Annotated in this window: 11 protein-coding genes and 1 pseudogene; 8 read left to right on the forward strand and 4 right to left on the reverse strand. The window is 48.9% G+C overall.

Annotated elements, in window-relative coordinates:
- Positions 1-128: 128 nt before the first annotated feature.
- The 3 genes from MHB49_RS02865 to MHB49_RS02875 are packed head-to-tail and all read left to right on the forward strand — an operon-like array spanning position 129 to position 3,878.
- On the forward strand, positions 129-1,283 hold the full coding sequence (locus MHB49_RS02865) for a HEAT repeat domain-containing protein (RefSeq protein ID WP_405154949.1): 1,155 nt from the start codon (positions 129-131) through the stop codon (positions 1,281-1,283).
- A 40-nt stretch (positions 1,284-1,323) separates the two neighbouring features.
- The gene (locus tag MHB49_RS02870) at positions 1,324-2,697 is read left to right on the forward strand and encodes a glycosyltransferase family 2 protein (RefSeq protein ID WP_405154950.1); all 1,374 of its coding nucleotides are present in this window, start codon (positions 1,324-1,326) and stop codon (positions 2,695-2,697) included.
- 50 nt (positions 2,698-2,747) lie between these two features.
- Positions 2,748-3,878 (forward strand): hypothetical protein, encoded by a 1,131-nt coding sequence (locus MHB49_RS02875; protein WP_405154951.1) that lies wholly within the window; start codon positions 2,748-2,750, stop codon positions 3,876-3,878.
- Positions 3,879-3,975: 97 nt separating this feature from the next.
- On the opposite strand, the gene MHB49_RS02880 is transcribed toward MHB49_RS02875, so the two are convergent.
- From MHB49_RS02880 to MHB49_RS02890, 3 genes and pseudogenes are all read right to left on the reverse strand, one after another.
- Positions 3,976-4,365, reverse strand: coding sequence for a TetR-like C-terminal domain-containing protein (locus MHB49_RS02880; RefSeq protein WP_405157026.1), 390 nt, complete (start codon positions 4,363-4,365; stop codon positions 3,976-3,978).
- Positions 4,366-4,416: 51 nt separating this feature from the next.
- Positions 4,417-4,545 (reverse strand): annotated as a pseudogene (locus MHB49_RS02885) (TetR family transcriptional regulator); the annotation flags it as partial.
- Positions 4,542-5,267, reverse strand: a complete 726-nt coding sequence (locus MHB49_RS02890; RefSeq protein ID WP_247900489.1) for an MBL fold metallo-hydrolase — start codon at positions 5,265-5,267, stop codon at positions 4,542-4,544. The pseudogene MHB49_RS02885 and the gene MHB49_RS02890, both read right to left, overlap by 4 nt.
- Before the next feature lie 436 nt (positions 5,268-5,703).
- On the opposite strand from MHB49_RS02890, the gene MHB49_RS02895 reads away from it, so the two are divergent.
- Positions 5,704-6,168: an RrF2 family transcriptional regulator gene (locus tag MHB49_RS02895; RefSeq protein ID WP_405154952.1), complete on the forward strand. Its 465-nt coding sequence runs from the start codon at positions 5,704-5,706 to the stop codon at positions 6,166-6,168.
- 253 nt (positions 6,169-6,421) lie between these two features.
- Positions 6,422-7,048 (forward strand): nitroreductase family protein, encoded by a 627-nt coding sequence (locus MHB49_RS02900; RefSeq protein WP_405154953.1) that lies wholly within the window; start codon positions 6,422-6,424, stop codon positions 7,046-7,048.
- A 100-nt stretch (positions 7,049-7,148) separates the two neighbouring features.
- Here the strand turns inward: MHB49_RS02900 and MHB49_RS02905 are convergent, their stop codons facing one another.
- Positions 7,149-7,832 carry an S-layer homology domain-containing protein gene (locus MHB49_RS02905; protein WP_405154954.1) on the reverse strand — a complete coding sequence of 228 codons (684 nt, stop codon included), beginning with the start codon at positions 7,830-7,832 and terminating at the stop codon, positions 7,149-7,151.
- A 241-nt stretch (positions 7,833-8,073) separates the two neighbouring features.
- On the opposite strand from MHB49_RS02905, the gene MHB49_RS02910 reads away from it, so the two are divergent.
- From MHB49_RS02910 to MHB49_RS02920, 3 genes are all read left to right on the forward strand, one after another.
- Positions 8,074-9,132, forward strand: a complete 1,059-nt coding sequence (locus MHB49_RS02910; RefSeq protein WP_405154955.1) for a lactonase family protein — start codon at positions 8,074-8,076, stop codon at positions 9,130-9,132.
- Positions 9,133-9,379: 247 nt separating this feature from the next.
- Positions 9,380-11,254 carry a rhamnogalacturonan lyase gene (locus MHB49_RS02915; protein WP_405154956.1) on the forward strand — a complete coding sequence of 625 codons (1,875 nt, stop codon included), beginning with the start codon at positions 9,380-9,382 and terminating at the stop codon, positions 11,252-11,254.
- A gap of 485 nt (positions 11,255-11,739) precedes the next feature.
- On the forward strand, positions 11,740-12,819 hold the full coding sequence (locus MHB49_RS02920) for a sulfate ABC transporter substrate-binding protein (RefSeq protein ID WP_405154957.1): 1,080 nt from the start codon (positions 11,740-11,742) through the stop codon (positions 12,817-12,819).
- Positions 12,820-12,898: the final 79 nt, after the last annotated feature.

Below are 12,898 nucleotides of genomic sequence, written 5' to 3' on the forward strand. Positions count from 1 at the left end.
AACAAAGAAAGCCGATAGAATGCTTAGTGTATCATTTACCCGGATTGTATATGCAGGGTTCATTTGAAAAATTTGTATTTATTGTACCCCGTGTGAGACGGTTTATTCGAGTAAGGGGAAATCAGGAAATGAACGAACATGTATGGATATATGCCCGACTTATCGGTGGACAAAGTGCTGGCTGGTTTGAAGGGAAGACTGCTTTGTTATTAGATTTGACCAGTATTCTAGTTGGGAGTGTTCTTGTGCTTCTGCTGTGCGCCTATGGTTACATCATATGGGATAAGCATGCAGCAAGGCGAAGAACGGCGGTGAAATCAAAATGGTTGCATGAGCTTAGTGCGGAGGGCTCTGCACTAAGGAGTTATTTTGACACAGGAGAAATTGATTCATCCTTGCTTGATATGTCGGGCGATCAACAGGTTGTGATGCAGGATATCCTGTTACTGCGACTGACTCAAGGGCCCAAAGAACTGGAGCTTGCACGTATTCGTTCCTTGTCCTGGAGAGTCTTCGAAAGTTCATACAGAACATGGCTGGAATCGAGGAAATGGAGCGAGAGAGTTAATACTTTGTTATACGTCGAGCAATTTCATATGACTGAACTCTTGCCCAAGCTTGAGGAGATGCTGCGATCTTCTTCGTGCACACCGCTGGAGCGGTTCATCATTTTACGCATGTATTCCAGAACCGGGTATATGAGAATTTTGAAGGAATTGCTGCGGAAGGATACGTTACTTTCTGATTCACAGTATTTGCAGATTTTATTACCGCTCACAGATGAGATGTGGACGCGATTAATGGATCACTTTAAGGAATTACCTTATCAGGTCCAACGTACAATCATTGATGCTCTACGAATCCGTGATGAACAGTCAGTTAAAGCTATTACATTACTGGAGGCGCTGATCCTAGGAGAGGATGCCGAACTTCGGACACGCTCGTTTCAGGCACTCGCCCATGTCGACAGGAAGGATAACGATTTGCTGAGAGATTTGCTGCTGGCATGGAATAAAGAGGGTGACGAGAGACCGCGCTCGGAACGTCTAGTTGTGGCCCGATTAATGGGAAGCATGCGTGAAGAATCTTTTATCCCCTGGTTGAAAAAGTTGATGGGAGATCCTTCTTTTCAAATCAGACAGGAGGCAGCCAACTCACTTGCTCGATACGAGCAGGCAGTGGAAGAATTGCGTTTTGCAGCCTTGGAGCACCCGGATAAGTACGCAAGGCAGATAGCGGAAGAAACGCTGGAAAGGAAGCAGTATGGACGAAAGATGGATTAATATGCTGCGGAGTTTGATATTGGCGTGTTACGAAGGAACGGTGATATACCTTATACTCGCCATTATGATGTTCAGTGTACTATTTATTGCCGCTGTACGGATGCTGATCCGGCAGAGGGATGTAAACTTTTTTGAATATGATGAAATGTTGAATGAGGAACTGGCCCCGGCAGTATCGCTCCTTATGCCAGTGCACAACAGTGAGAACGTTGTTGTTGACCGTGTTGGGCGTCTGCTGGATACGCAATATGCGCTCTATGAAATCATCATCATTAATGATGGTTCGGAAGATTCAACGATGCAGCGATTAATGGATGAGTATGATTTGCTGCCTATTCAAAGTAAAGTTCATTATTCGGCCCTGGGCCGGGAAACCGGACAGATCAGAGCAGTGTACAGATCTATGATACACAGTCATCTCATCGTGATTGATAAGGAATATGGGGGGCATATGGATTCACTGAATGTCGGAATCAATATGTCCCAATATCCCTATTTTGCGTCAATTGGACAGGCTACTGTGCTGGAAAGGGATGCGTTGGTGAAGATCATGAAACCGGTGATGGATGCTCTTCCGGGTGAAGAGATCGTCGCTTGCAGTGGTCGGGTAGATATGGCAAATGGGAAGTGCCCATATGCTTCAACTCAAGGCAATACGTCATCAGAACGGGCATTGAGCCCTCTGCTTGTCATGCAAACCATTGAATATGTACGAGCTTTTCTCATCAGCGGCATAGGACTGGTTCGGTATAACATCAATATGCTGCTGTTTACATCACAAGCTTTCGGTGTATTCAAAAAAAACAGGGTTATGGAAATCGGGGGTTACAAGACGAACACCCAGGTTGGTCACATGGAGCTTGTCATGCGGCTGCACAAACATATGAAACAGATGAATGAGCACGGACGTATTATATACATTCCGGATCCAATCTGCAGTGTCAAAGTACCGGAGACATGGGGCCAGCTGCGGAAGCAGCGCGCTGACTGGCATAGGAAGCTTGCGAACAGCCTGTGGGAACAGCGCAGCATGATCGGGAATCCATACTATGGCTGGATGGGAATGGTGTCGATCCCTTATTTCATCCTTGTTGAATTGATGGGACCGGTTATGGAGATTTCGACATTAATTCTTCTGATTTCGGGAATGTGGTTACAAGTTGTGGATGTCAAGCTATGTCTGATTCTTGCTTTGCTTCTGGTACTTTACGGTTCCCTGTTGTCGGCTTGCGTGATGATGTTTGAAGTATGGTTGTCCCGCAGAGCGTATACGTTTCGTGAGGTGACACGACTGCTTCTATATGCATGTTCTGAGACGTTCTGGTTCAGGCCGGTAAACAATGTATTCCGTATTCGGGGGCTGTTGCAGGTGGCGGGGTACGGGAAGAAGGACAGTAGGAACGAAAAGGAGTAATATGCCGATCATCGTAATACCTTGGAACAGAGCAAGGAGGAATACGCTTCATGAATAGAAGTCACAGGCCGCTCACGGTATGGACATTGGCTTGCTTGACCGTGGTATCAGTGGTTCTGGTTATCCCCTGGATTTTGTGGCAATCACAGGCACCAACACTGCTTAACATTATGATTGTCGATAAAAGTAAACCAGACTTGTCCTATGTGGGGCATAAGGGACTGGTGTGGATTTTGAATCAGCAGAAGATTGTCCAACAGACAGGGGAACATTATACGTATGAAGAAGACTACTATGGATATGATCTACAGGGCGGAATCTCCCATAGTGAGCGAACTTTGCCGGATGAGGTGACCGACACGGACCTGATCTATCTGACGGCGAATCATCATATTTCATCTACAGATGCGAATGAACGTATACAAGGCAAAGCTTATGAAGGTCTTACGATATATGATGCGCACAAAATTCGTGAAGCTGCAACCAAAGGCGTAACGATTGTCGCTGAGTTTAGCGCCTTGTCGAATTCTGTTTCGGACATGACAAGAGAGCAATTGTATCCGATTCTGGGCATGAAAAGCAGCGGATGGCAGGGGAGATCGGTATCGGATCTCCAGAGCTTGGATGAAGTGCCACAGAAGGTACGAATGAACTATGAGCTTAGGGAAAAAAAGGAGTGGCCCTATCATGGAGCAGGTATTGTACTGATTCATGAGGATGGACGTGTGATTGTACTGAAGCAAGGCCGTGATGTAAAGACCGGTGACATAAAGCTCTCCTTTACACAGGAAGGTGGGAAATGGAGTGGAATTACCCGGGATATCCATTACAGCGAATGGTTTGACATCATTGTGTCTGAGCAACAGGCTACTGTACTGGCCTGGTATAAGACGGATCTAACGGAGAATGGTCAGCAGAAACTGATGGACGCAGGTATTCCGGTGGAATTCGCTGCTCTTATCCGGCATGAGGGATATAATCGGACTTATTATATGACAGGATCCTTCGGAGAGCTGGAACATTATTCATTCTGGCGCCGGATTAAGGGTTGGGATGTACTGAAAACGAAGCTCACACCAGATCAAAAGGGAGTTCCGGATCGGTTTTACTGGAAAGTATACGTACCCGTGATGAAGAAGATTCTGCAGGAAGTCCAGACAGGGCAAGCGCCCTGGCAATAGAACAACCGTTCCTTAAGTAGCGGGACGGTAGGATACATAAAGAGGGCTGCAGATGATCTGCAGCCCTCTTCCATTTGGCATCAAGATATATCGGGTTTTATGAATGAAGATGTTGCAACCCAGTCAGGAAAGCGGTCACGGACAGCTGCAGGCTCTCATCCGGGTCAAAGTTCATACCGAAGCCGCCTTTTTCACCCATGGAGGCAAAGCCGTGGCAAAGACTGCGTAAACCGCGAACGGCATGGAGCGTTTCCGCTTCACTTAGCGTATAGGGCTGCAACAGGCGGAGCAGCAGATCTAGGGCAGCTGTACTCTCCACAACGAGCTGCGGTTCCTGACGGTCCGGGGCATGGAAAAAGGCCTCGTATAGCCCTGGATGCTTGCGGACGAAGCCGATATATGCGGCAGCGACCTCCTGAATGGCTTCGTCACCCGAACGGCCGGCGGAAGCCTCAGTTATTGCACGTCTGAGCTGCTGTGCGGACATCAACGCCAATTCCTGGCGAAGCCCGGGAAGACCGTTGATGTGGTTGTAGAGCGACGGGGAGCGCACATCCAGCTGCTGGGCCAGAGCGGCCAGTGTTAGCGAATGGAATCCGTCGCTGTCGGCAAGCTGGGCGGCGGCGCTTAGCAGAACGCCGCGATCCAGCCCTTGGCGGGGGCTCACAGATGCCCCCCGGCAGGGCGCAGCCGCTGCTCCGCGTCTGCCGCAGCTGCGCGCATCGCCGCGGCGGGCTGGCGCAGCATTCGTCCGTGCCCTACAGCGAGCACGGACGGCTCCAGCTCAGCCAGGCGCTTGGCGCTGGCAAGAGCAAGTTCCCGGTTCCACGTCGCCAGCGCGGGGAACGGAAAGAGCGGGCGCAGGCGGCCGGATACGGCGAGGCCGCCGTGCAGCTGATACGCGTCGCCAGCGATGAGCACACGACTGCGCGTATCCATGAAGGCCATATGGCCCGGCGTATGGCCTGGGGTGGCAATGGCGACCAGGGAGCCGATCCGGTCGCCGTCATCCAGCAAGCGATCCGGGCGGGTGCGGATCCCTTTGGGTACACTGCCGCGTACCGGAGTCTGCGGCTCGCCGGGAAGCAGGGTGGCGTCTCCAGCCAGCAGCGGGGCATCCCGTCTGGAAATGCAAACCTCGGCTTTCGGCAGCGCATCCTTAAGACCATCAAGTGCACCGACATGGTCGCCGTGGGCGTGAGTCAGAATGATTCTGGTGATCGGTTTGCCCAGGGATTGTGCAGTAGCCAGAATTCCCTTGAGACTGAATGGCATTCCGGCATCAATAAGAGTAAACCCATCTTCTTCTTCAACGAGATATACGTTCACAGGGAATAAGCGTGGAAGGAATGAAACTTGGACAACGGCATGCTCACGTGTAATTCGCATCAATAAATCCTCCTTAAAACTAATGTTGTTAGTAATATAACTAATGTCATTAGTTTTTGCAATACCTTGTGTCGATATGCTTAAAAAATAGGATATTTTAAAATCCCAAAACACTTTACAAAAAAAGCGTTTTCAAAATGGGAATAACCGATTATAATAATCTCGTAAGCCCTTTCATATGTCTATCTTATTGGAGCCTTTCGCGAAGCGATCGGCTCACTTTTTTTTGTTCTGTTCGCTTAAAACACGAATGGAACTCACCGTTTTACTTAACCTATGAAGAGTCTGTATATACTGGTATGACAGGGGGAATCAAGTTTTCTAACCTCAAAGTAAGGAGTGTTGACAAACATAACTGTTATTCCTATAATAACAGTTATACTTGCCTTGGATTGAATGTTCATCGGTGAACGATATGCCGGGAAGGGAGTAAGTAATGAACAGTGAATTTACCATTGCTGTGCACTGCCTGGTCTTTCTGTCCATGAAGGAGGAGTGTATGGCCAATAGTGAAGACTTGTCTCAAAGTGTTGGTACCCATCCAGCCAGAGTACGCAAGGTGCTTAGTGTGCTGCGGAAGCATGGATACCTGACAACCAAGGAAGGTGCCCACGGTGGATATCTGCTCAGCCGTCCGAGTGAAGAAATCAAGCTTGGAGAATTGTACAGACTGGTAGCAGGTGGATCGCTTGGTCCCAGCTGGTGCTCGGGAGAATCCGGTTCAACGTGCGTTGTTTCTTCCAATATGAAGGGTGTAATGGGTAGCATCTACGATGGAGGGGAAGAGGCACTGAGCGCGTATTTTGACCGTATATCCATTGAGGATGTGAAGCATCGTATCGGTAATGGGGAAGAATGTTCTTTGTCTATGGAATCCTTGTCCATGAAGGATAGGTCATGACAGAACTGATCATTAACAGCTCTTCATGATCTGGCCTTGGACTGCTGCTGGCAGGCATAGTGGTGGACAGGCTATATAAGAGCGTTTGCTCCGGTTGTAAGATCCGTTGATGTTTCAGGCGATTCCGGGCATAACGTGAACACAGATGGGGAAGCGATCGTCTGCGCTGATGTTATTTTCGGAAGGTGAGTACTCGGCAGAGTTTGACCTTGCGAACGTAAAAAATATAAAAAGAACTTGGGGAGTGGAACGCATGTCCAGCATTGAAAACAATGAAACACTTCGCGTGATTAATGAACGTCACGCTGTCAAGAAGTACGAAAGTGGTTTTGTTATGCCTGAAGCAGATCTGAACGCTATCCTGACTGCCGCTTCCGAAGCACCGTCTTCATGGAACCTGCAGCACTGGAAATTCCTCGTGATTGAATCCGAAGCGGACAAAGCCAAGTTGCTGCCAATCGCTTATGGTCAAAGTCAAATCACAGACAGCTCCGTGACTATTGCTGTACTCGGAGATCTGGAAGCAAACCGCAACGCCGTGATTTATGATCAGGCTGTTGAAGCAGGTGCGATCCCGGCTGAAGTTCGTGACGCATTGGTTGGACAGATCAACGGTGCTTACCAAAATCCGCAAACCGCCCGTGATGAAGCGATCCGCAATGCATCTTTTGCTTCACAGAACATTATGCTTGCTGCACGTTCCCTCGGATATGATACTTGCCCAATGGGTGGTTACAATCCGCAACAATTGATCGAAACATTCAATATCCCGGCGCGTTATTTGCCAACGTTGTTGATCACTGTAGGTAAGGCAGCAGTACCAGCCCGTCCGTCAGGCCGTTTCCCGCTGTCCGACGTTGTTGTTAAAGGTTCCTTCTAAGACTGATTTTGAATCAGTTAACATTATAGTTGTAACGTAAACAGCCGCTGTCCCCTCTATGGGAACATGCGGCTGTTTGGCATTTATAAGACGCTGGGTATTATTTCTCCGGTGTTTCCGGGATTTTCGGTGCATTGAAATCTTCCATATACTCAATCGCGTTATACATCATAACCGCAGCTTCGGCGCGGGTAATCGTTTCCTTCGGATTGAAGTTGCCCTCTGCATCGAGCGTGTTAATCTTCAAGACAAGGGAGCGTTGAACAGCGCCTTGATATTCCGGAGTGAGCTCTTTCTCATCCGTGATATCGACAGGCTTGATGTTAATCATCGGCAGCCCGCCTTTGGCTTCAATGCCCTGCATCAAGAAAAGGGTGTACTGTTCGCGGGTCAGCGCTTTGGAAGGGTCGATATCGTTGGACATCTTAATACCATTGAACTGGGCACGGACAAAAGCATCACTGTACCATACGCCATCTTTTACGTTGGAGAAATAGTCACTTGGCAGGGGTTGCTTGATAAAACGAATCGTGTCCAAATTCAGATGGAGACCATCTGCAATGAGCTGGATACCCTGAGCCGTGTTTAGTTCCTGTTCCGGTTTGAACAAGCTATCACTCACTCCTTTGATTAAGCCATCCTGATGCAGGGCTTCAATCTTATCTGCCCCCGCAATACCTTGAATATCCGTAAATTCTGCTTGAGCTGCGTGAATCGGACCAGCGCTCAGAGAAAGGGTGAGCAGAGCTCCGGCTGTTAATGTAGCCAATATGTTTTTTTTCATGTCAGGTGCGCCTCACTTTTCCAGGGGGTATCCCTTTATATAAAAGTTATTTGTCCCTATAGACGACCCTATTCCTCAAAAGGTTGCTGTGATTTTCCATTGATTTTCTTATAATGAAGCAAAACGACATGAAATGGGTAAATACATAACAGTGGATTCAACCATAAGGTTTACAGTTTTGTGTAATAACATGTAGTTATAGATCTAGGCCCACCACTTGAATGAATAAGGAGAGAATAAAATGATGGAACCTACAGCATCGAATGAAGCTTTTTTCTATACAGGTACTTATGCATCAGCGGATCAACCGGGGATTTTCCTATGTGCCTTGAATAAGGATACAGGCGAGTTGCGGATCGTAAATCATACGGAGGGGGTGGATAACCCATCTTATCTGGCTTTATGCCCGGATGGGGATTGCCTTTACGTAGTAAGTGAGACAGATGAGGGAGAGGTGCTGGTCTATCGCAGGGATGCCGCAACGGGTGAACTGCACCTGATGGATCGCAAGTTGACGAAGGGTGCTTCGCCTTGTTATGTGTCTGTCACGGAGGACAGCAAATGGGTGCTGACTTCAAACTATAGCAGTGGCAGTGTAAATGTATTCCCAGTGGGGGACCAAGGCACGCTTGGAGAGATGAGTGCGCTGGTTGAGCATACGGGAAGAGGGCAGAATGATGACCGTCAGGAAGGGCCGCACGCTCACTCGATTCAACCAGACCCTTCCGGTCAATATGCCATTGTCTGTGATCTGGGTCTGGATCAGATTATCGTGTATCGTCAGGAAGAAGGCCGCCTGGTAACGCATCGTGAGACGAATCAGCCTCCAGGCTCCGGACCGAGACATCTGGTCTTCCACCCCAACTCCAAATGGGCCTATGTGATTAATGAATTAAGTAACACCGTTACGGCATTCATGTATGATCAGCGCAGAGGTGAGTTCACTACGCTGCAGCATATCTCTACACTGCCTGAAGGACATTCCGGGGAAGGTACGTCGGCGGATATCCGTGTGTCCCCGTGTGGTCGCTTCCTGTATGCTTCCAACCGTGGGGACGACAGCATTGTGCTGTATCACATTGACCAGGAATCCGGTGAGCTGGAGGCTATAGAGTGGACTTCGACTATTGGTCAGACTCCGCGTAACTTCAACCTGCTTCCCGGTGGTATTCTGCTGGTGGCCAATCAGGACAGCAACAACCTTGTTGCTTTTCAGATCGATAGTGAAGATGGACGTCTGACACACAACGGATTCAAATTGGAGATACCCCGCCCAGTGTGTATTGCTCCGGTAGTATAAAGTGGGATGACACAACAATCTTTGTTACGTCAGATTTTGATTGGACGTGAGAGAAAGAAGCATTCAAGTCGAAAGGTTCATCTTTCGGCTTTTTTCCTTTTTTATATACATAAAATTACTAAATTGGACCTATAGATGGAATTATATGTTTAATTTAAAATGAATATATTAAAGCGCTTCCATAAATGTGAGATGGCGCTACCAAGGGCATCGGGCTTACCAATTCGATTGGGGAGGCTATGGCTGTATGGGAAAACGATCGTTATGGAAGCGTACACTGCGGACCGCAGGGGTATCCCTGCTGAGCTCTGCGTTACTGGCTACTTCGCTCGGCCTTGGAAACACGCCGGTAACTCATGCTGCGGGTGCTCGTCAGATGGAGTTTCTGGACCGGGGTGTGGTTGCAGTAAAGACAGGCACAGGTGTGTTTATCAGTTGGCGGCTTCTGGGTACAGAAGGGTCGAATGTATCATTTAATGTCTATCGGGATGGAACTAAAGTAAACGCATCACCTATAACGAACAGCACCAACCTCCAGGATGCAAGCGGGACAAGCAGTTCCAAATATACCGTTCGAGCCGTAGTTAGTGGAACCGAGCAGGCTGCTTCGGCGGCAGCGAGCGTATGGGGCAATAATTATCTGTCCGTACCTCTCAGTGTGCCAGCAGGGGGGACAACACCGGATGGTGTGGCCTACACGTACAGTGCCAATGATGCGAGTGCAGGGGATGTGGATGGGGACGGCGAGTATGAATTGATCGTGAAGTGGGACCCGTCGAACTCCAAGGATAACTCCCAAAGCGGCTACACGGGTGAAGTATTTATCGATGCCTACAAATTGAATGGAACGCGCCTATGGCGTATCAGTCTGGGCAAAAATATCCGTGCAGGTGCTCATTACACCCAGTTCATGGTGTACGATCTGGATGGAGACGGCAAGGCAGAAGTGGCGATGAAGACGGCGGATGGTACCAAGGATGGAACGGGAGCAGTCATCGGTGATGCCAGCAAGGATTATCGGAATTCCAGCGGATACGTTCTATCAGGACCAGAGTTTCTTACAATCTTCAATGGACAGACTGGCAAAGCGCTTTCCACGGTGAACTATGAACCGGCGCGCGGCAATGTATCCGATTGGGGAGACAACTACGGCAACCGGGTCGATCGATTCCTTGCAGCCATTGCGTATCTGGATGGGGAGCGGCCAAGCCTGGTCATGGCACGCGGTTATTACACGCGGACTGTGCTGGTGGCGTACAATTGGAGAGATGGACAACTAACCAAGCAGTGGACGTTTGACTCCAACACGTCAGGTAATTCAGGTTATGCAGGACAGGGCAACCATAATCTGAGCGTTGCAGACGTAGATGGCGATGGCAAAGACGAAATCGTTTACGGAGCGATGGCGGTGGATGATAACGGCAAAGGACTCTATACGACAGGACTTCATCATGGGGACGCGATGCATCTCAGTGATCTGGACCCGGATCGGACGGGACTTGAAGTATTCCAGGTGCATGAGACCGCGTCCAATGCTGGAGTCGAATTCCGTGATGCGCGTACAGGCCAGTTGATCTGGGGTATACCAACGACGAAAGATATTGGACGGGGCATGGCAGCCGATATCGATCCACGTTATAAGGGTGCCGAAGTGTGGGCAGATGGTGGTTTGTATACAGCCAAAGGGCAGAAAATCGGGACAACGCTGCCTTCCTCCACGAATTTTGGCATCTGGTGGGACGGTGACTTGCTTCGTGAACTGCTGGACAGCAATCGGATTGATAAATGGGACTATGCCAATAGCGAAACGGTGAATCTGTTGACGGCATCCGGTGTGTCTTCCAATAATGGAACGAAATCCACACCGAACCTGCAGGCTGACCTGTTCGGAGACTGGAGAGAAGAAGTGGTATGGCGGACCAATGACAGCTCTGCACTGCGCATCTACACGACAACAGCTGTTGCAGACAAACGAATCTACACCCTGATGCATGATCCGGTATACCGTCTTGGCGTAGCGTGGCAAAATGTAGCCTATAACCAACCACCACATACCGGCTTTTATTTGGGAGATGGCATGAGTACACCTCCCGTACCGAATATCCGGTATGCTGGCAAATAAAAATAGGGAAATGGCATGTTCATGCCAAGTCCTAAGATGATTTCGATTATACAGCGTACAGAGCTTACCGCTGACGAGGGAACAACGGACTTGGGTCCGTTGTTCTTTTTCTCTGCCATTTACACAGATATTCGGTAGAAATCGGAAAAAAACGTTTGACAGCCCTATGTACTGCCCTTATGATACATATATAACTCACTAAACAGGTAGGAATAATAAAAATGACTTTGCTCTCATTGCGGAAGCAGTCATTTACAGTCACAAGAGAGATCGTAACGTGAACAGAATAACGTTCTCACCGTATAGACGGAGGAACACCGCAGCGCATCATTTCTGGATGAAGCATACACGGCCATTGGGTCGGCATGACTTTATGAGGGAGAAGTGCGCGGGGGTTCCTCCGTTTTTTGTTTTTTTCGGTGCGTTCCATGCTGTTCAGCCTGCCTGAGGTAATCTTGCAGATCCATTCGGGGGGAGTGTTATCTATGAAAAAGAGAATTCATAAGGGTATTCTGGTTGGTCTGGCATTGGTGTTAACAGGGGTACTGGCGGCATGTGGATCGGATAACGGTGGCACGAATGCGACAGCTACATCGGGAGGAACGGAAGGCGGCAAAGAAGGGGCAAAAGCGATCGAGCTGCTGAATGTATCCTATGATCCGACACGTGAACTCTATGAGCAATATAACAAGGCGTTTGCAGCGTATTGGCTGAAAGAGAAAGGTCAGGAAGTAACCGTTAAGCAATCTCATGGCGGTTCAGGTAAACAGAGTCGTTCCGTCATTGATGGACTGGACGCGGATGTGGTCACACTGGCATTGGGATACGATATCGATGCGATTGAGGATAAAGGTCTGATCAATGCGGGCTGGCAGGACAAATATGAGCATAACAGCTCTCCGTATACATCAACGATCGTATTTTTGGTACGCAAAGGCAATCCGAAAGGCATTAAGGACTGGGATGATCTCATCAAGGGAGATACCCAGGTCATTACCCCAAATCCAAAAACGTCCGGCGGGGCACGCTGGAACTATCTGGCGGCATGGGGATATGCGCTCAAACATAACAACAATGACGAAGAGAAAGCCAAAGCCTTTGTTGCTGAACTGTTCAAACATGCGCCAGTCCTTGACTCTGGAGCACGTGGGGCGACAACTACGTTTGTAGAGCGCGGTATTGGTGATGTACTGCTGGCATGGGAGAATGAGGCTTTCTTGTCGGTTAAAGAGCTGGGCCCAGACAAATTCGACATTGTTGTGCCTTCGGTCAGCATTTTGGCTGAACCACCAGTAGCCATTGTAGATAAAAATGCAGACAAAAAAGGCAGCCGCGAAGTGGCGGACGCCTATCTGAAATACTTGTACAGCGAAGAGGGGCAGACCATTGCTGCTGAAAACTATTACCGTCCAACTCTGGACAGCGTGAAGGAAAAGTTCAAGGATCAATTCCCGCAGCTTGAGCTGTTCACATTGAACGATGTATTTGGCACATGGCGCGATACCCAGGCCAAGCATTTTAATGACGGCGGAATCTTTGACCAGATTTATGTTCCAGGCAGCTAATGCCTCTGACATCGATGATGTGGCGTAACCATGTAAGCGGCCAACCAGTCCGACCGACTGAAGGCAGAGAGGATGAACG

Origin of the sequence: Paenibacillus sp. FSL K6-0108 (assembly GCF_045040695.1) — a bacterium.
In the GTDB taxonomy this organism is placed as follows: domain Bacteria; phylum Bacillota; class Bacilli; order Paenibacillales; family Paenibacillaceae; genus Paenibacillus; species Paenibacillus pabuli_B.